The organism is Armatimonas sp., assembly GCF_043757465.1.
Classification (GTDB): domain Bacteria; phylum Armatimonadota; class Armatimonadia; order Armatimonadales; family Armatimonadaceae; genus Armatimonas.
The window spans coordinates 1-19,221 of sequence record NZ_JAYVPL010000009.1; the positions used below are offsets into that span (position 1 = coordinate 1).

The 19,221-nt window shown below is 58.7% G+C and carries 18 protein-coding genes; 12 read left to right on the forward strand and 6 right to left on the reverse strand.

All coding sequences use genetic code 11. The features are described 5' to 3' along the window. The first annotated feature begins 182 nt into the window (after positions 1–182). The 3 genes from aroA to ACH2ED_RS01150 are packed head-to-tail and all read left to right on the forward strand — an operon-like array spanning position 183 to position 2,754. Positions 183–1,433 carry a 3-phosphoshikimate 1-carboxyvinyltransferase gene (gene aroA / locus ACH2ED_RS01140; protein ID WP_395088356.1) on the forward strand — a complete coding sequence of 417 codons (1,251 nt, stop codon included), beginning with the start codon at positions 183–185 and terminating at the stop codon, positions 1,431–1,433. Next, entirely contained in the window at positions 1,418–2,077 is a 660-nt protein-coding gene (cmk, locus tag ACH2ED_RS01145) for a (d)CMP kinase (RefSeq protein WP_395088357.1), read from the forward strand. The genes aroA and cmk overlap by 16 nt, the downstream gene beginning before the upstream one ends. After that, positions 2,074–2,754, forward strand: a complete 681-nt coding sequence (locus ACH2ED_RS01150) for a lysophospholipid acyltransferase family protein (protein WP_395088358.1) — start codon at positions 2,074–2,076, stop codon at positions 2,752–2,754. Before cmk ends, ACH2ED_RS01150 begins: the two co-directional genes overlap by 4 nt. A gap of 41 nt (positions 2,755–2,795) precedes the next feature. Here the strand turns inward: ACH2ED_RS01150 and ACH2ED_RS01155 are convergent, their stop codons facing one another. After that, on the reverse strand, positions 2,796–3,188 hold the full coding sequence (locus ACH2ED_RS01155; protein WP_395088359.1) for a hypothetical protein: 393 nt from the start codon (positions 3,186–3,188) through the stop codon (positions 2,796–2,798). A gap of 133 nt (positions 3,189–3,321) precedes the next feature. Further along, positions 3,322–4,383, reverse strand: a complete 1,062-nt coding sequence (locus ACH2ED_RS01160) for a serine hydrolase domain-containing protein (RefSeq protein WP_395088360.1) — start codon at positions 4,381–4,383, stop codon at positions 3,322–3,324. Between the two features lie 30 nt (positions 4,384–4,413). On the opposite strand from ACH2ED_RS01160, the gene ACH2ED_RS01165 reads away from it, so the two are divergent. Further along, positions 4,414–5,550, forward strand: coding sequence for a thiolase family protein (locus ACH2ED_RS01165; RefSeq protein WP_395088361.1), 1,137 nt, complete (start codon positions 4,414–4,416; stop codon positions 5,548–5,550). Here the strand turns inward: ACH2ED_RS01165 and ACH2ED_RS01170 are convergent. From ACH2ED_RS01170 to ACH2ED_RS01180, 3 genes are read right to left on the reverse strand one after another with little or no spacing between them, the layout of a single operon-like run. Continuing rightward, complete coding sequence (locus ACH2ED_RS01170) at positions 5,547–6,194, reverse strand: hypothetical protein (RefSeq protein WP_395088362.1); 648 nt, start codon at positions 6,192–6,194, stop codon at positions 5,547–5,549. The genes ACH2ED_RS01165 and ACH2ED_RS01170 overlap by 4 nt on opposite strands. A 26-nt stretch (positions 6,195–6,220) precedes the next feature. Next, positions 6,221–6,736, reverse strand: coding sequence for a hypothetical protein (locus ACH2ED_RS01175; protein WP_395088363.1), 516 nt, complete (start codon positions 6,734–6,736; stop codon positions 6,221–6,223). After that, positions 6,733–7,695 (reverse strand): AAA family ATPase, encoded by a 963-nt coding sequence (locus ACH2ED_RS01180; RefSeq protein ID WP_395088364.1) that lies wholly within the window; start codon positions 7,693–7,695, stop codon positions 6,733–6,735. The genes ACH2ED_RS01175 and ACH2ED_RS01180 overlap by 4 nt, the downstream gene beginning before the upstream one ends. A gap of 186 nt (positions 7,696–7,881) precedes the next feature. Between ACH2ED_RS01180 and ACH2ED_RS01185 the strand changes: the two genes are divergently transcribed. Together ACH2ED_RS01185 and ACH2ED_RS01190 are read left to right on the forward strand one after the other, a co-directional pair. Then, on the forward strand, positions 7,882–9,726 hold the full coding sequence (locus tag ACH2ED_RS01185) for a transketolase (protein ID WP_395088365.1): 1,845 nt from the start codon (positions 7,882–7,884) through the stop codon (positions 9,724–9,726). A gap of 133 nt (positions 9,727–9,859) precedes the next feature. Next, entirely contained in the window at positions 9,860–10,111 is a 252-nt protein-coding gene (locus ACH2ED_RS01190) for a hypothetical protein (RefSeq protein WP_395088366.1), read from the forward strand. A gap of 47 nt (positions 10,112–10,158) precedes the next feature. On the opposite strand, the gene ACH2ED_RS01195 is transcribed toward ACH2ED_RS01190, so the two are convergent. Further along, positions 10,159–10,389 (reverse strand): hypothetical protein, encoded by a 231-nt coding sequence (locus ACH2ED_RS01195; RefSeq protein WP_395088367.1) that lies wholly within the window; start codon positions 10,387–10,389, stop codon positions 10,159–10,161. Between the two features lie 142 nt (positions 10,390–10,531). Between ACH2ED_RS01195 and ACH2ED_RS01200 the strand changes: the two genes are divergently transcribed. The 6 genes from ACH2ED_RS01200 (at position 10,532) to ACH2ED_RS01225 (ending at position 19,181) form a co-directional block, all read left to right on the forward strand. Beyond that, on the forward strand, positions 10,532–11,200 hold the full coding sequence (locus tag ACH2ED_RS01200) for a hypothetical protein (RefSeq protein ID WP_395088368.1): 669 nt from the start codon (positions 10,532–10,534) through the stop codon (positions 11,198–11,200). Positions 11,201–11,257: 57 nt separating this feature from the next. Then, positions 11,258–12,415, forward strand: a complete 1,158-nt coding sequence (locus tag ACH2ED_RS01205; RefSeq protein ID WP_395088369.1) for a PQQ-dependent sugar dehydrogenase — start codon at positions 11,258–11,260, stop codon at positions 12,413–12,415. Next, positions 12,399–12,950 carry a c-type cytochrome gene (locus ACH2ED_RS01210; protein WP_395088370.1) on the forward strand — a complete coding sequence of 184 codons (552 nt, stop codon included), beginning with the start codon at positions 12,399–12,401 and terminating at the stop codon, positions 12,948–12,950. Before ACH2ED_RS01205 ends, ACH2ED_RS01210 begins: the two co-directional genes overlap by 17 nt. A 57-nt stretch (positions 12,951–13,007) precedes the next feature. After that, entirely contained in the window at positions 13,008–14,147 is a 1,140-nt protein-coding gene (locus ACH2ED_RS01215; protein WP_395088371.1) for a hypothetical protein, read from the forward strand. 76 nt (positions 14,148–14,223) lie between these two features. Then, complete coding sequence (locus tag ACH2ED_RS01220; RefSeq protein WP_395088372.1) at positions 14,224–18,405, forward strand: amidohydrolase family protein; 4,182 nt, start codon at positions 14,224–14,226, stop codon at positions 18,403–18,405. Further along, entirely contained in the window at positions 18,402–19,181 is a 780-nt protein-coding gene (locus ACH2ED_RS01225; RefSeq protein WP_395088373.1) for a hypothetical protein, read from the forward strand. The genes ACH2ED_RS01220 and ACH2ED_RS01225 overlap by 4 nt, the downstream gene beginning before the upstream one ends. Positions 19,182–19,221: the final 40 nt, after the last annotated feature.

The window sequence follows — 19,221 nt, forward strand, 5'->3', positions numbered from 1 at the left end:
TACTTGGGGCAAAAGCCTCCGGGAAAATAGCGCGACGCCAGAATTTATGTTGAGCCCTTGCTTGGTAAGTTTACCCAGTAAGGGCTTTCCTATTTGAAGAATGTGATATCCTGTCCTTTGTGACTTACCCGCCACAGATCGAGATTACACCACTTTCTTCCCCTCCTCGAACCACTGTGAAAGTGCCTGGTAGCAAAAGTATTACAAATCGTGCATTGGCGCTGGCGGCACTTTCTGATGGTTCTTTAACGCTGACTGGAGCACTTTTTGCCGACGATACGCAGCGCATGCAGGATTGTTTGAAGGCACTAGGGTTTACTATTGACGCTGATCCGCTAACTGCGACGATAACTGTGCAGGGTGAGGGAGGAACTATTCCCACTTCCCAGGCCGAGCTTTTTGTGGGAAACTCAGGTACCACGGCGCGGTTCATTAGCCCCATTGCAGCACTGGGGCAAGGGACTTTTCATCTTGATGGTGTTGCCCGAATGCGTGAGCGACCCATTGGCGATCTAGTGCAATCACTCGAAGGGCTCGGGGTTGCGGTGGATTGTCCGACCGGATGTCCACCCCTGACAATTCATGCGAAGGGGCTACATGGAGGATCCACGACAATTCGAGCGGATGCCTCCAGCCAGTTCCTCTCAGGCTTACTTCTCGCGGCTCCTTTTGCCGATGCTGAGGAAACTATTATTCAGGTGGAAGGCCCAGTGCTCTCTGCGCCGTACGTCCGAATGACACAGGCGATGCTCACCCAGTTTGGCTTGTCCGTACAGAATAGGGGGCAGGATTACCGAGTACCAGGACGGCAGCAGGTGCGACGACGGGAGCTAGGTCTGCCACAGATAGAGAGCTACGCGATTGAACCAGATGCTTCTGCTGCGTCCTATTTTTTTGCTGCCGCTGCCCTAACAGGAGGCTGGGTTCGGATTTACGGGCTGGGGCCTGGCTCTTTGCAGGGGGACACTCAGTTTGTGCGGGTGCTTGAGGCGATGGGCTGCGAGGTCGTCTTGGCCAATGGAGCTATTGATGTTCATGGCCCCGAGCAGCTCACGGGGATCACTTTAGACATGAATGCAATTTCTGATACAGTGATGACTCTTGCGGCGATTGCACCGTTTGCGAGCACGCCAACCGTGATTGAAAATGTAGGGCATATCCGGCATAAAGAAACCGACCGGCTTGCGGCTGTTGTGGCGGAGCTAACACGGCTTGGAGTGGATGTGGAGGAACGGCCCGACGGACTGACGATCTACCCAGCAAAATCCCTGCGCCCCGCGACGATTCAGACCTACGACGATCATCGGATGGCGATGGCATTTGCGATCACGGGCCTGCGATCTCCAGGGATTGTGATTGATAATCCTGCTTGTGTCGCAAAGACGTTCCCTGATTTCTTTGAGTGTCTGGAGGAACTATGCGGCGCTGGGTAGTTGCAATTGATGGCCCTGCAGGGGTAGGCAAATCCACCGTGGCACGGCTTCTCGCGGATCGCCTGGGCTATGTCTACCTGGACTCAGGAGCGATGTACCGTTGTGTTGCTCTGCTGGCACTCCGAAGGGGGACGCCTCCTGAGGAAGCTGCTGGTCTTGCGCAGGAGGCTCAGATTACTTTTGATCCGACGGGAGTAGGAGAGCCGCAGCAAGTGACTCTTTCTGGGGAAGATGTCACGGTGGCGATTCGTGCTCCTGAAGTCTCCCAGATGGCGTCAAAGATTGCAGCAGTACCAGGAGTAAGGCGGGCACTTGTCCAGCTCCAGCAGGCCCTGGGCGCTGGGGGCGGTGTTGTGATGGAGGGACGCGATATCGGAACCGTTGTCTTTCCCGAGGCGGAGCTGAAGGTCTTTCTGACTGCCTCGTCTGAAGAGCGTGCACGGCGCCGTCACGCGGAGCTTGAAGCACGGGGCGAGATCATGGATTACCAAACGGTTCTCGCGGAGCAGCGAGAGCGCGATGAGCGCGACCAGACCCGGGAAGCATCGCCGTTAGTCGCCGCATCTGATGCACTGGCCGTGCTCACAGAGGGACGTACCATAGACGAAATTGTTACGGAGATAGCGGGTAAAGTAAAAACATGAGTGATGAGACGGCTGTAGCCCATACAGATACCTACTGGATACTCAAACGGGGAACTCTCGTGCTCCTGCGGCCTTGGGCGACGTTTTATAGACAAGGCGAGGAAAATGTTCCTAAAGAGGGAGCAGTTCTCTACGTAAGCAATCACACGTCGTATCTAGACCCCGTTGCTATTGGGAATGTTAGCCCGCGCCGCGTGGTTTTTATGGGTAAGGCGGAGCTTTTCCACAATAAAATCATTAACTGGCTGCTTCGTGGTGTGGACGGCTTTCCCGTGAAGCGCGGTGAGCCCGACATGACCGCATTTAAGACGGCACTTCGGTACCTTAAGGCGGATCGTGTGGTTTGTGTTTTCCCTGAGGGGACACGTGAGGACTCTGAGGAGAAACTTGGGACGCCTGAGCCTGGCGCGGCCACTTTTGCGATGAAGACAGGCTGCTGTGTTGTTCCCGTCTTTGTTAGTGGAGCCAGTAGAGTGCTGGGCAAAAAAGGTGGTCTACGCAGCGGCAAGATTACGGTCGCTTTTGGAGAGCCCTTCACACTGCCTAAGAATGCTGATCGTGAGGTTGCCGCGAGTGAGTTGATGGCGGCGATTGCACGAACCCGTGATGCCTGGCGCGGTAAACCCGCGCAACGGGTGGGAGTATTTTCCTCTATCCCACCTCTTGAAAAAAAATAACAAAGGCCCGGCTAAGATGCCGGGCCTTTGTTATTTTGCTCCTACTCTCCGGAGGGGCTAATGAAGACGATCGAGCCGCCTTCACTGACGTTGAGCCCAACCACGCCGGCTAGAACGTTATCGAGGAGCGCCTTGTTGAGCTCATAGGCTGCCATGCGCTCTGGTGAGGCAAGGGCCTTCTGGCGGCGAGGGCGCCCGACAAGGTTTTTAAGCTCCTCTGTCTCGGCATGGACACCACGTGCCCAGCTAATAACTGCCTGAAGCTCTTCATGCGAGGCGCCTGCTGTGCCACGTGTTTTTAGGAGAGAGTCTATCAGGAGGGCTGTTTGTGCCACATGATCTACGATACCGCTACGGCGGCGACGGCGTACCACGGGAGTGGCAACGGGTGTTTCTACAGCGGCTTCGGTAATGACTTTCGGTCTTCGTCCCATAATATTTTACTTTCTTTACTTCGGTTTGAGTCCATTTGTTTTCTGGACACTTTCGGTCTCATTGTTGAGACTCTTAACCGATTATACCGAAAATTTATCTGTTGTGGTATTTTTATGTTGAATTACTTCACTATCAACGTAACTGTTGAGCCACTGAAGTGGATACTGCTCGTCGTAGGGTAATCGTGACGTTCTTCGGAGCTGTATCAGAAGCGTGTACTGCATTGGTGAGCAGAATGATAGCACAGGCAGAGAGGGGAGATATCCAGATGGATGTTCCTGTGAAACCTGTATGGCCGTAGGATCCCTGAGGAAGCTCACCACGGATGGCATAGGCACTGCCTATGTCCCACAAGACACCGCGCAAACCGTCTGGTCCGGAGAGGGGCGACTGTGGCTGGGTCATCAGGTGAACCGTTTCGGGCTTCAGGATGCCTCGTCCATTGCGGAGCATCATCTGGGCGAAGCGTGCCAGATCATCCGCAGTGGAGAAAAGCCCTGCATTGCCTGAGACGCAGCCTGCGCCTTCAAGTGCCGCCGCGGTCGGGTCATGGACTTTCCCACGCCGTCCTGGGATATCATCGCCCGCTGCCGTCGAGGCGCAGCGTGGAGCCAGTCGCACGCTAGGCCGATACGTGGTCTCGGTCATTCCCAGGGGCTGAAAAACACGCTCGCGGCAGAACTGATCCAGCGGCTGCCCGGTGCTTCTCTCGATCAGTGCCCCCAGAGCAATGGCCGAGTAGTCCGAATAGACGAACTTCTCCCCGATGTTAGCCATTTTGCGTGAGCGGACGATCTCCCCGACAATCTCCTCAAGCGTGACGTAGCGATTGGCGTAGGCCCCCCCCGCAGGAATCCCGGCGCAGTGAGTCGCTAGGTGCCGAATGGTAATACCTGGGCGCTGTGAAAACTCAGGGAGATATTTTTCGATTGGATCGTCGAGGCGCAGCTTCCCCGACTCCAGCAACAGCGCCAGCGCACTGCCGGTTGCGAGGGGCTTGGTCAGCGACGCCAGGTCAAAGAGCGTGTCGCAGGTCATCGGGCGCTTCGTCGGGCGCAGCCCGGCATCGCCCCAGCACGCACGCAGGGCAACTTCTCCCTTGTGCACAATGAGGAGCACCGCACCGGGGACTCCCCTTTTTTTCACGGCCTCTTCCACGAGAGCGGCAGCAACTTGAAAACGGTTCGCGTTCATTCCTGTATTGTACCGGGGTACAATCGCACCATGAACGATGCTGTTGTGATTGTGGCGGCGGGACGGTCCGCGCTTGCAAGGTCTCCCAAAGGGAGTTTCAAGGAGCTGCGCCCCGACGATCTGGCGGCGGCGGTGCTACGGGGCGTGCTGGAGCGTGTCCCCAACCTCGATTTACAGTTGATTGATGATGTGATTCTAGGGTGCGCGATGCCGGAGCTGGAGCAGGGGATGGATGTGGCACGGGTGGCCGCACTTCGCGCCGGGCTGCCGCAAAGTGTCGCCGGGCTCACTCTCAATCGCTTCTGCGCCTCAGGGCTTGAGGCGATTGCGACGGCGGCGGCAAAAATTGCAACCGGGCAGGCGAGTTTCATTCTCGCCGGTGGTGTCGAGAGCATGACGCGCGTGCCGTTCATGGGCGAGACCTTGCGTACGAATGAGTCCCTGCCCGCTGAGACGTGGCTGGGGATGGGCGACTCCGTGGAGCGCGTGGCCGACGAAGAAAACATTACCCGCGCTGAAGCCGATGCGTTTGCGCTTCGGAGCCAGCAGCGCGCCGCCGCCGCACAGGCCGCTGGAAAGTTCGACTCAGAGATCATCCCTATCACGCTTCCTGACGGTACGATTGTCTCCCGTGATGAAGGCATCCGCGCGGAGACAACGCGGGAAGGGCTGGGAAACCTTAAAACTCCCTTCCGCGAAGGTGGCGTGATCACCGCAGGGAATGCCAGCCAGCGTAGCGATGGTGCCGCTGCGGTCTTGCTGACCACCGCCGCGCTCGCCGCGCACTACGGCCTGACACCGCTTGCCCGTTTTGTCGGGTATGCCACCGCCGCTGTGGACCCCGTGCACTTTGGAATCGCCCCTGCCAGTGCCATTCCTAAGCTCCTCGCACGCACCGGCATCACGCTCGACCAAATTGACCTGATCGAGTTCAACGAGGCATTTGCGGCGCAAGCCCTCGCCAGCCAGAAACACTTCCCGCTGGACTGGGACAGAGTGAACGTGAACGGCGGCGCGATCGCTCTGGGGCATCCGCTCGGAGCCACGGGCGCACGCCAGACTGTCACGCTACTGCACGAAGCTCCGCGCCGTGGCGCACGCTACGGCATGGTGACAATGTGTGCCGCCCTGGGAATGGGAGCCGCCGGGCTGTTTGAGTTTTATTAGCCGATTGGCATGGTGGCGAGCAGGGGATGGCCTGCGGGCAGCCGTGCGACGAGCACTTTTCGGTACTGGGTGAGCCGTGCGAGCAGCGCCTTGCGCCACGCCGCCCGGTTGGCTCGCAGTATCCGAGCGTGCTCCCGGCTCTGCGTGGCATTTTGATAAAACCCGCGCAAGGTGGTGATGTCGGTCACGAGCTGTGCCTGCGTGTAGCCCATCGGCAGGGACAGAGGCACCACACTGCCCAGGCCACTATCCCCATTCAACTGCCCCCAGAGCTGCGCGGCATCTTCCAGCGCCTTGAGAAACGCCCCCTCGCCTGCATTGGTGGCGGGGAGCAAGGGCAGCATTCCCACATAGCGTGTCCCTGGCAGAAGTCCCTGCACCGCCGCACGAAGCTGACTCACCCGCGTCCGAAGCGCCATTTTCGCCGCATCCCGCACCGTGGCAGCTCCCTGTGCGTCGTTGTCGGCGGCAAGTATAGCCTGTCCGGCGGAAATAAACTCCATCCGCTCTGTAGCGAGGCTCGTCTGTGAAAATCCTTGGGGTAAAATCACAGGAGCCACTCCCAATGCCAAGTTTACATCACCCCAGTGCGTCTCCCAGCGGTTCATAAGAGAGATCAAGTCATTAAAATCAGAATTTGCCATCTCAAATCTCCATTTATCAGGTGTCGTTATTCTATCGCATCGTGTCGGTGGATTTCAAGTAATATCTGTACTTCTCGACAGGATTTATCAGACGAATCTGCCCGGTCTCTCGCCATTGCCAGGTCAAATTTCGTTGTCAGGCTCGCCTGATCCACCGTCGGGCTATAGTTTCCCCGTTCTCGCTTGATCCAGCCCTTGGCATCCCGAATGACCTCCTCCCGATTCGCCAGCACGACTGAGATTTTCAGATCGGGGCGTAGTGCTTGAACCGTCGCCAGAAGCTTCGGCCCCAACACTGCGGGACAGTCGTCGTCGGCATCCAACAGTAGCAAGATTGCCCCCGCCCCTTCGATCTTATCGTTTGCCAACTGGAGATACCGTCCCAGCTCCTCCGGGCGCTTCACCATCGTCCCCCGGTTGACTCGCATCGTGTGAGGTAGCGTCCACAGATTCAGCCCCAAAAGCTCCGTCGCAACCCGTTGCACTAAAAACCGGACTGCCGCTTCCTCGCCGTGTCCCTCCACAATCACTGAGAGCTTCACGCTGCCGGTTCCAGTTGGTTCATCCGCAACAGCTCGCCCGCCGTAAACAAGTGCTCACTGAGGCTCTTGCGCGATGCCGCATCAATCGGCCCAATCTTCGTCTCCCCGTTCTCCCGCACCACCGCCAGAATGCTATCCGGGTCAATATCGGGGCTGTCAAGTAAGTCTGGACTGTGGCTCGTCACAATAATTTGTACATCCTCGCTTGCCTCAATCAAAGCCTCCCGCAAGACCCGCGCCGCCGCCGGATGCAACCCCGCCTCCGGTTCCTCAATACCAATGAGCGGAATCCCCGCACTCTTCGCATGAAAAATCGCCGTCAAAACCCCCAGCGCATGAAGTGTCCCATCCGACATTTGCGAGGCATTAAAGGGTGTGTCGCTTCCTTTACACGAAAACTGTAATATATTATATCCACCTGCTTGAAGTATCCATATTTTTTCAATATCTGGTGTTATTATGCGAATGAAGGAATTTATTGTTTTTAGTATTTTACTTTCTGTAGTTTGTATTCTGTGTAATATATTGAAGATGTTTTTACCATCACTGTGCAGAAATTTAGAATCTTCATTTATTTCTGATGGTTTGGAATATAGTTTTGTATTTAATGAGTATGATATAAAAGAAGGATCTGGTATAGGTTTAGTATTTGTCTTATTGTCGAATTTAAATTCTTTTGATCTGATATGAATTGATGAAATTATTCCGAAATTGCCATTCATTTCGCAATTGTTGGAATCATAGCCGCTACGAATGAAAGTGTCACCAGTTGTATCACTGTTAATTGCTTTGTTTTTACGAGTAGAGTAAAACGTAAAATTTACAAATAGCGCTTGAAGGAAATTACTTTTTCCTGCGCCGTTTGGGCCGGCAAGAAACGTGAGGTTTTTGAGTTCCACGTCGCAATGGGCGATGCTTTTGTAGTTCTCCAAACGGACGCGGTTAAGGAAGCAGGCCATGGTTGGCATTATACCGGAGACCCGCACGGTGAACGTGGGGCAGTGGGGCATCGTGCCTCCGCCGCGCTTCGCGGGTACTCTCTGGGTGTGCCCCACGTTTGTCGTGCGGACACAAAGGCATAAAGGTGGAATGCGGTACAATAGCCCAGGATATTTCCGTAATCTAAAGGACACTTAGAAACTAAAATGGCAGACGCCAACGAACTCAAGCTTTTCAACGACCTTGCCCGCCAGCTCCGCGCCGACTCGATCCGTTGTACCACCGCCGCTGGGAGCGGTCACCCGACTTCGGGGATGAGCGCCGCCGACCTGATGGCCGTGCTTCAGGCCAAGTACCAGCACTACGACTACAGCAACCCGAGCCATCCGAACAACGACCACCTGATCTTCTCCAAGGGCCATGCCTGCCCGGTGCTCTACGCGATGTACCGCGCCGCCGGAGCGATCTCCGAGGCCGATCTGCTCTCGCTGCGTAAGTTTGGCTCGATCTACGAGGGCCACCCGACTCCGATCATTCCCCATATTGATGCCGCGACGGGCTCACTGGGCCAGGGGCTGGCGATTGCGGTGGGCGTGGCGATTGCGGGCAAGCACATCGAGAAGCTTCCCTATAAAGTCTGGTGCCTGCTGGGCGACTCCGAGATGGCCGAGGGGAGTAACTACGAGGCATTGATGGTGGCTTCCGAGCAGGGGCTCGATAATCTGATTGCGATTGTGGATGTCAACAAGCTCGGTCAGCGTGGCGAGACGGCACTGGGCCACGATATGGCAACCTACTCCGCGCGGGTCTCGGCGTTTGGTTGGAAAGTGCTGATCGTGGACGGTCACAGTGTCGCGGAGATTGACGAAGCCTACGCGGCAGCAATCGTGCACACGGGCTCGCCGGTCTGTATTCTTGCCAAGACCGAGAAGGGCGGCGGCGTGAGCTGGCTCGCAGGCGCTCCCGGCTGGCACGGCAAGGCGCTGAAACCTGATGAGGCGGAGCGTGCGTACGCCGAGCTATCTGAGGCGGGGCCGATTTCGGGCTTTACGGTCAAGCCGCAGCTTCCTGAGAATCTGACGCCCGCACCGTTCACCGCCGATGCGCCGCTCGTGCTCCCAAACTACGAACTTGGTGTGAAAGTGGCCGTGCGCAAGGCCTACGGCGACACGCTGGCCGCCCTCGGGAAGTCTCGTGGGAATCTCTTCGCCGTGGACGCCGAGGTGGGGAACTCAACCTACACCGAGAGCCTCGGAAAAGTCGCGCAGGAGCGTCTTTTTCAGGTCTATATCGCTGAGCAGGTGATGGTGGGCGTGGCGCAGGGGCTGGATGTCCAAGGCAAGAATACGTTTGCAGCTACTTTCGCGGCGTTCTTCTGCCGCGCCTACGACCAGATTCGCATGGGCGCGATCTCGGGTGCGAAGCTGCGCCTAGTGGGAACCCACGCGGGTGTCTCTATTGGCGAGGATGGCGCGAGCCAGATGGCCCTCGAAGATCTAGCGATGATGCGCTCGATCCATGGCGCAACGGTACTCTATCCGTCGGACGCCGTAAGCTGCGCCCAGCTCATGGCGCTCATGGCCGACTACGAAGGCATCGCCTATCTGCGCGCCACCCGCGAAGCAACCGCCGTGATCTACCCGGCAAGCGAGACATTTACGATTGGCGGAAGCAAGACCCTGCGCGAGGGTTCCACGGCCACGGTGATCGCGGCGGGCATCACGCTGGTCGAGGCGCTTCAGGCCGCCGATCAGCTCGCCGCCGAGGGCATTAAGATTCGTGTGATTGACCTCTACTCGATCAAGCCCGTGGACGAAGCCGCGATTCTCAAGGCCGCTGCCGAGACCGAGCATCTCATTATCGTAGAGGATCACTGGCCCGAGGGGGGCTTGGGTGATGTGGTTGCGGCGACGCTCACCAGGAACTGCGTCGCGGCCAAGAAGTTCACGCACCTCGCGATTTCCGAGATGCCCCGCTCTGGAAAGCCGGACGAGCTGCTCGCAGCCTACGGGATTGACTCCGCCGCGATTGTAAAAGCCGTCAAGGGCTAGCACTCTCGGCTTCGTGCTTGCGTCGCTATGCAACCCTCTCTCGTATCTACCTACGAGGGAGGGTTCCGTTTTTTGTCGCGTCCGTGGAGTAAGTCGCTCATATGGGCAACTAGCCCGGTACAATGGAACCCCAATGGCAAAAATTGATGATCTCGTCGCGCAGATTGCTGACCCGAAGCTTCGGGCCGAGCTTGAAAAATCGGTTAAGGAGCTGAAGAAGAACACTCGGTTTGGTTTGGTTTTTGAGGATCATATCCCCGAAATGTCGGCGCTAGTGGGCTTGCCGCTGACCGTGGGAGAGCCTGCCATGCGCCGCGATGCGCCGTCGGGTCGAACGGCGCGAACGGTGAAGGCGCTTCACTCCGATGGTATGGCCTCAAAATAGACATCATAGACCCACACACCTCCTCGTTCGCGGATGCTGCTCCCAAGCTAGTAGGGTTGGCTCAATACGCCAAAGATCACGGCGCATAATTTGGCCGTATCGAGAGTATCATCGTCGAAGACGGTGAAATCCGACGGCTTAACCTCCAAGACAAAAAAATCCAAGAAGCCATCTTTAAGCGCATCAAAACCAGTAGCGACGTTGAACCCTTCTTTAAAGATAACGCAACCAGTATCCCCAGCTAACCGCGGAGCCAGAGTCACAACAAGCGGAGCCATAATTCAAACTGTAGGAGCTTCACAAAAAGTTCGCGGAGCATAAATATTTTTGCGTGGAGTGTAACCTACTGTGTGTGGAGAGACTCTATAGGAGTGTGGAGGCGAATACAAAGTATGTGGAGCCTCAGAAAGAGGAACGAAAATGGCAGAAGCACTCACGGATTATATACCGCTTGTTGAGAAATTTCTTACGCACTGGAATGATTCCGAGACTAACCTCGGACGCGCTTTGGTTCTGGATAATGGAACGACCCGCGACAGTCTCCAAGACCTTAAAGAGGAACTGATCGCTCTGCAAAACGCCCTGATAAACTCAGAAAACGACCGGCAAGAGCAAATTAAGCTCCGTGACAACGCACGTAACGAAGCACTCCCCATGGCAAAGCAGGTGCGAAAGGCGGTTCTTGGAGCGCTTCCCTCCTCCGCAGAGGCCCGAGAGCTTCCCACACGGGTGCCCGCCTTCAATGCCGATGCCCAAAAACAGCTCGTCGTCCTGCGAGACATTGAGAATATCTGGACACGGGTAGATGCCCTTCCCGCAGCAACGCACCCCGGTCTCGTTCTCCCCTTCACCGTCCGCGTAGACCTAGAGGGCACGGAGACCGACCTCGCACGGTCTTCCTACAGCGCCGCCGTGGGCAGGCTCACCGCCGCCGCCAGTGCGCTAGAGGCCGCCGAGCAAGCGCTCAAGCAGGCCCAGCAGGAGCGAAAGAAAGTCACAGAGCGACTTAAAGCCGTCTTTCTCGCCTACCGCAAGCTCATTCGGGGCCTCTTTCCTCGCACGAGTGCCCTCTACCGTAGCCTGCCGTAGGGCGGTTTTGTTTTTTGGTGAGAAGGAGTTTACCCGGCGAAAAGCGAAGGAGAGGGCATGGTAATCACTTTGCTTTCTCTGGCGCTTCTGGCGGGGCAGACCCTCCCTGCGGCTCCGCCTGCCGTTCCTGCATTCTGGGTTCGTCCCGGCTATCAAGTCTCTGTGGCGGCAGTGCTGCCCGGTGCGCGGTTTATGGAGTTCGGCGACGATGGCACGCTCTACATCTCCAAGCCCAACCCGGGCGAGGTCTATGCCTTCAAAGACAAGAACAAAGACGGTTTCTACGAGACTCAGACGACTTTTCTGACCGACAAGCCCACGGCGCACGGCCTGTGCTTTGAGGGCGGCTGGCTCTGGTATTCCGAGTCTGGGGCGATCTCGAAGGCGCGTGATACAAACGGCGATGGGAAGGCCGACGAAGATATTCCTGTGATTCCTGAGGGAAAGCTCCCGATGGCGGGAGGGCACTGGTGGCGCTCGCTTCTGGTGACCGGTGATGCGATCTTTACTTCGATTGGTGACAAAGAAAACGCCTCGGATCCCGGGGATACGGAGCGGCAAAAAATCTTTAAGTTTAGCAAAGATGGCTCGGGTAAGACCCTCTGGGCAGGTGGCCTGCGCAATACCGAGAAGCTGCGTCTGCGGCCTGGAACGCAAGAAGTGTGGGGCGTGGACCATGGCTCCGACAATATGGGCGCACCGTTTGGCGAGACCAAAGGCGTGTTGCCCATCACCAACCTCAACCCGCCTGATGAGCTTAACTACTACGAGCAGGGCAAGTTCTACGGCCACCCGTTTATTCCCGGCTACGGTTTTCCGCGCCTGGAGTTCAAAGACCGCCCTGATATTCTGGAGCTGGCTACCAAGACAACGCCGCCCGCCTGGAACTTCCCTGCACACTCCGCGAGCAATGCGTTTTGTTTCGTGAGCAACCTCAAAAAACAGTTTCCTACGGATCACACCGGTGATGCCTTTGTGGCCCACAAAGGCTCGTCGAATGCGACCATTAAAGTGGGGTACTCCGTGGATCGGGTTTGCTTTGACAAAGAGACCGGCAAGCCCTACGGAACGCTAGCCATTGTCAAAACGCTTGGCCCCGATGGCAAGCCACTGGCCCGCCCCGTGGACTGTGTCGAAGCGCCCGATGGCTCCATTCTCTTCTCCGATGATACCGGGGGGAAGGTCTATCGAATTCGCTATGTGGGCAAGAAGTAGCGCATTACTCTTGCTCGCTCTTATCCCCCTTCGCGGAGCCGCACCCAGAGGGTACCCGGGGCAGGGGGGAGGCACGCGTGGCCCGATTGCGATCTATGAGCAGGCGTGTGCCCGCTGTCATGGCCCCAATGGCAGTTTCTATGGGCCAGATCTAGGCTTAGGAAAGACAGATGCCCAGCTCTATAAAGCCGTCCAGGACATGGCCGATAACCAGGGGCAGATCGAGCTAAAGCCCGTCGAACTCGAAGCGCAGACGGCGTACCATCGGGCAATGATCAAGCGTGAGCCCTTTCTGGCGATCACGGAACGCACAAAGTCTATGTTGCGTGGTGAAGTTACTCAAGGCTCCGTTGTGACTGTGACTGTCGCAGGAAAGCCGCAAAAAGTCCGCGTCGAGGGATTTGTTTGGAGCGCTACTCTGGAGGGGGTGGGGCCGGTCTTGGTGACCGCGAAGCGAAAAAATGCACAGACGCAGCTTGACCCTGCGAAGGCGGCACACTCGCATCCGCCCCCTCGGGTGGAGCGCACGAACTAGCGATTGCAACCAATCCACCGGTTTTATTGTCTTGAGTTTTTAGGAGAACTATGTAAGATGAAGCAAGTTGTTTCTGATCTGGCCCGTATTGGGCTAACCACCGCCGTGCTGACGGCCACGATTCTGATCCCCGCCCGCCTGCTTCCCAAAGGGGAGCGTATTGCGGCAGTGCCTCAAACGGAAAAACTCCATGTGGAGTCCGTCGGGCCGCTGGAGCTGACGGGCAGCATGGGAGTGGCGATCAACGATAAGAACGAAGTGGTCGGGACGGCGTTTGGCGACGACGAAGTGCGGGCGTTTATTGTCCGTGGTGGCAAGGGCAAGCTCTTGCCGCTTCCCAAGGGCGCACCGTTTAGCGCCGCCGCCGGGATCAACGCCAAGGGCGAAGCCGTCGGCATCGTCGGCACCGAGGAACATGTCCGTGGCACGGTCTGGACGGGCGACAAACCCGGCGTCCTCACCAGCGGCAAGCGCGACACGATGGCGACCACCATCAGTGGCAACAGCATCGCCGCTGGAGTGGCGTTTGACAACCAGGGACGTGCTGCATTTACCCTCAGTGCGGTGAAATTTCGAGACCAGAGTTCAGCTTCTTTTAATACGGCGGGATTTGGTCTTCTTCGTGCTGCCTATGCTCTTGATAACGGATTTGCAGGGATGCTCTGGGGCAAGCCGGGCGACGGAAAGTCCATTGGAGAGTTTATCCCACAGTCCGGGAACGCGAGTGGGACACTGGTCGGGCTGACAATTGGGAAGAACGGGCCGGTTCCGGCAGCATTTAAGAACGGTAAAATCGGCACTTTGCCCTCGCCGAGCGGCCTTCAGATGGCGATTCCGATGTCCGCTAACGAGAAAGACATCTTTGTCGGAGCGGGCGTCACCGAAGATCGCATGGTCAAGCCGGTGGGCTGGATGGACGGCAAGACCGGGTTTCTTCCCGTGCCGGGTGACAAGCAAGGCCTCGCACTGGGAATTAACAACAATAACCAGGTGGTCGGTGTGATCGAGGCTGCAAATGGTGAGGCGCACGCGGCGCTCTGGTCTGGCGGGAAAGTCATTGACTTAAACGACGTTGTTGAGAAGCGCGAGGGCTGGACGCTGGTGCAGGCGCGGGGCATCAACAACAAGGGCTTCATTGTTGGCACGGGCATCAAGGGCGGTCACGTCGGTGCGTTTGTTGTCGGGCCGATTAAATAATCAGGTAGAATACCGAGCAGAAATGCCGGGGCTGGCGGAAATACCGCCAGCCCTTTTTTATTGGGGAAATTTTGATATGCGAAAATCCGCTGCCCTTTTTCTGAGTCTCAGCCTGGCCGCCGCCGTAAACGCGCAGGGCAACGATCCGGGCGCACCAAATGTCTGGGCCATCACGGACGCGAAGATTGTCACCGCGCCGGGGAAAATGATTGCCTCGGGGACGCTGGTACTGCGTAATGGCGTGATCGAGGCTGTTGGCGAGAAAGTCAAGGTGCCTGGGGACGCGAAGGTGATCTCGGGGAAGGGCTGGACACTCTACCCGGGGCTGATTAACGCTTCGACACGGCTGGGGATGCCCACGGAGGCCGTGAAGTCCGAGCGGGGAGATCGCTACCCGGTGGCAGCCATTCAGTCTGAGAACACGGCGGCACTGCTCTTTAAGCCCGACATGGAGGCCAATAAACCGTACCGCCAGGCCGGGTTTGGTGTCGCGCTCACGGCTCCCGCACTAGGGCTTCTTCAGGGCACCAGTGCAGCGATCAGTCTGGGCGAGTCTGTCGTGGTGAACGAGCTTCTTCTCAAACCCACGGTTGGGATGCATCTCTCGTTTGAGCGGGGGAGCTTTGGCGAGTACCCCGGCTCGCTGATGGGACAGGTCGCCGCAACCCGTCAGGCGCTCTACGATGCCAAGTTCAAGGGAGGCAAGGGGACGCCTCCGCGTGCGCTCCTCGCGCTCCGGCCGGTTATGGAGAAGAAACTCCCGCTGATCGTGAAGGCCAATGGAGCGCGGGAGATTGAGCGAGTACTGCGGCTCTGCAAGGAGTTTGGTCTCACTCCGATTATTGAGGGCGGCACTGAAGCCTACGCCGTGGCGCAGAAGCTCAAGAATGCCCACGCAAGCGTCTTTCTCTCCGCCGACCTACCTGCCGCGCCATCCAGCACGCCCGGTGAGCCGTCCACGGAGACGCTCCAGAGCCTGCGTGCCCGTGCGCTCGCCCCGACAGCCGCCGCCGCGCTCGCAAAGCTTGGGGTGCCGTTTGCACTGACCACAAATTCACCCGCCGATTTACTCAAAAACACCCGTAAACTGATCGCTGCTGGGCTGACGGAAGATCAGGCACTGACAGCACTGACGCTCTCTCCCGCAAAGCTGCTCGGGATAGAGAAGCAAGTCGGGACACTGGAAGAGGGCAAGATCGCCAATGTCATCGCTGTTGAAGGGGACTCACTCTTTGCGGCGAAAGCTAAAATCACGCGTGTTTTTGTGGAGGGCAAGCCCGTGGTGTTGACTGGCAGCTCCCCAGCCCCCGCCGGGCGGGGAGGAAGCAGCGCGCCCGCAGTTGACATCAAGAAGAGCCTGCCGCCTGGAATCACTCCCGAGATGGCGTTGCAGTTTCTCAAGACCGACCCCGAAGCTGCCAAGCCTTTTCTACCCGCAGGCGTGACGGTTGAGCAAGCGATTGCTGGCCTGGAAGGGAAGCCCCAAACCGTAGAGCCCCCCCGCCGGGCGGGGGATGGGGGGGATGGGGGCGAGGAGAAGCCCTTCGTGCTCTCTAAAGTGGGCGAGGGGCTCTTGCCACCGCTGCCGCCCGCGCTGGTGTCGAAGTCGTTCGTGATCCGTAACGCGACCGTCTGGACCAGTGCCTCCGTCGGGATTCTCACCGAGACCGATATGCTGGTGCAGGGCGGCAAGATTACAGCTATTGGGAAAGACTTGAAGGTGCCGAGCGGAACCGTCGAGATAGATGGCAAGGGAAAGCACGTCACGCCGGGGATGATTGATTGCCACTCACACTCCGGGGTTTTCGGGGGGGTGAACGAGGGCAGCAATATCGTCACTGCTGAGGTACGAATTGCCGATGTGCTCAACCCCGACGATGTCAATATCTACCGGCAGCTTGCGGGCGGGACGACGGCGGCCAACGTGTTGCATGGCTCGGCCAATGCGATTGGCGGCCAGAACGCCGTCGTGAAGTGGCGCTGGGGCGTGGACGCCGCCGAGGACTTGCTGATTGAGGGGGCACCGCAGGGGATTAAATTCGCGCTGGGCGAGAACCCAACCCGCTCCAACGGAGGCTTCCCACGCGAGGGCAGCCCGCGCTACCCGAGCAGCCGTATGGGAGTCGAGCGCGTGATCCGCTCCAAGTTTACCGAGGCGCGCGACTACGCCGCCAAGCGCAAGGCCGACCCGGAACACACCCGTCGCGATCTGCAACTAGACGCGATTGTCGAGATTTTAGAGGGCAAGCGCTTGGTGCACTGCCATAGCTATGTCGCCAGTGAGATTCTGATGCTGATTCGTCTGGCGGATGAGTTTGGTTTCAAGATCGCGACGTTCCAGCATGTACTGGAGGGCTACAAAGTCGCGGATGAGATCGCCAAGCACGGCGCGGGCGGCTCGACTTTCTCGGACTGGTGGGGCTACAAGCTCGAAGCCTACGACGCGATTCCCTGGAACGGTGCGCTCATGACCGAGCGCGGCGTGGTGGTGTCCTTTAACTCCGACTCCAGTGAGCTGGCACGTCGCCTGAACACCGAGGCCGCTAAGGCCATCCGCTGGGGAAATATGCCGCCCGCCGAGGCATTAAAGCTTGTGACGATCAACCCGGCCAAGCAGCTTCATATTGATAAAATGACTGGCTCGCTGGAGCCGGGAAAAGATGCCGATGTGGTGCTCTGGTCTGGCGACCCCCTCTCGCCGCTCTCGATGCCCGAGAAGACCTTTGTGGACGGCAAGCTCCTCTTCGACCGCCAGGCCGATCTCGCAGCGCGCAAAGAGCTGGAGGCGGAGAAAACGCGCCTCGCCAAAGAGTTATCAGGGACGACAAGCCAGCCCCCTAGCCCCCGCCCAGCGGGGGAACCCGAGAAAGCCGAGGAGGCAAGAACAAAGGCACTACCGCAGCTTCCCCCCCGCTTGGCGGGGGCAGGGGGGGTAATCACCGCACTCACCGGAGCGACGGTTCATACGGTGAGCGGTGCGGATATTGTGAGTGGCGTGGTCGTGATGCAAGGCGGGAAGATTCTTGCGGTCGGCAAGGCGGGCGAGGTGAGCGTCCCCGTCGGCGCGACCACGGTGGATCTCTCCGGTCAGCACCTCTATCCTGGCCTGATTGATGCCAACACCAGCCTGGGCACCTACGAGATTGACTCGCGCCGGGAGACGCAGGACAACCAGGAGCAGGGCACTTACCAGCCAGAGTTATTTGTCGCTCACTCCATTAACCCCGACTCGGAGGCGATCAAGGTCGCCCGCGCTGAGGGGATTCTGAGTGCGCTGGTTGCACCGCTGGGCGGGACGTTCTCCGGCATGGGGGCGCTCATCAACCTCGATGGCTGGACCTGGGAGGAGCTGACCCTCAACCCACTGGCGGGCCTGATGACAACCCTGCCGGGTGGCGGCGGGGGCGGACGGCGCTTTGGCGAAGAGGAGCACCTCGACGATGCGGAGCGTGCGGGGTCTGCTCAGCCACCTGCCGGGCCTGGCCCCGGACGGCGCGGGCAAGGCGGACCGGGGGCACCAGGCACTTCCCCTGCGAGCGGGGGGCAGGGGGCAGACCCCCTCCAGCCCGTCAGTGATTTTCTGGAGCAGGCGCGACGCTACCAGCTCGCACGGGATGCGGAGAAGCAAGGAGCGCCTCGCCACGACCGCGACCCGAAGTTCGAGGCGATGCTCCCGGTGCTCGCGGGCACTGTGCCGGTCTATGTCCGCGCCGACCGCAAAAAAGACATCGAGACTGCCGTGCGCTGGGCGAAGAAAGAGGGCTTCAAGCTGGTCATTATCGGCGGTGGCGAGGCGGACGAATGCACGGAGCTTCTTGTGAAGGAGAATGTTGCGGTGGTTCTGGGACCGATTCTCTCCCTCCCCCGACGCCTCGACGCGCCCTACGACGATGCCTTTACGCTCCCGGCACGCCTCGCGAAAGCGGGGGTTCACTTCGCGCTCACCACGCCTCCGCCCAGTGAAGGGGATAAGAGCCGCAATCTTGCCCAGCACGCGGCGATGGCGGCGGCCTTTGGGCTGAGTAAAGAGGACGCACTCAAGTCTATCACGCTCGGGGCGGCGGAGATTCTCGGGGCGGGCAGTCGCCTGGGAAGCATCGAGATTGGGAAAGATGCGAACCTGATTGTCACCAATGGCGATATTCTGGAAGTGATGACCCAGGTGCGGCAGGCATTTGTGGCGGGCAAGCCCGTAAATCTGGCGAGCAAGCAGTCCAGCCTCTACGAGCGCTGGCGGGCACGGCCTAAAACGAAATGACAATTGCCGTTTCTAACGACGCCCTCGGGGCATGGCGAGCGGCCTGGGTGGGGGAGCTTTTAGGAGGCGCGACAGTGCTCACCTGCCCCGATCCCGCCGCCGCCGTTCGCTCGGGCAAGGCAGATGCCGCCGTGGTCTCCGCCGAGAATCTCTGCGCGGACTTGGAGCCCGCCGCGTTCTGTGAGCGCGGCGATGTTCGCGAGGCGCTGGTCGCACCAAGCATCGGGACACTGGAGCACCTGCCCGAAGGCGCTCGTGTGGGCACGAGTACTTTGCTGCGTGCTGCACAGCTCGCCGAGCTACGGCCCGATCTGCAATGTGTCGTGCTGGAGGGCCCTCTCGAAGACCAGCTGACGGCGCTGGATGAGGGCAAAGTGGTGGCCGTGGTTGCGGCCTACGCCGATCTCTCTCGCCTGGGGCTGACCGAGGCCGCTACCGAGATCTTCGCGCCGGAGCTGGTGATGCCCCCGATTGGCCAGGGCGGAACCGTGGTGCTCTGCCGCAAAGACGACATCGAGAGCTGCGCACGTGTCAACGAAGCCTGCGATCACTTTCCCACACGCCGTGAGCTCATCTGCGAGCTGCAGTTTCGACGCCTTAATCCCGACCCGCTCACCACGGCCTGCGCACTAGCCAGCGACCGATTTCTCTACTTGTTCATGCTCCAGATCACGCCAAAGGGCAAAGCCGTTCGCATCCGTAGCAGTGTGCCGGTCGGTGAAGCTGCGACACTGGCCACGCTCGCTACTCGAGAGCTGAGTGCCGCTGGGCAGTGAAAGCCTCAACCCACGCAGGAATTCCCCCCCTGCCCGGTGA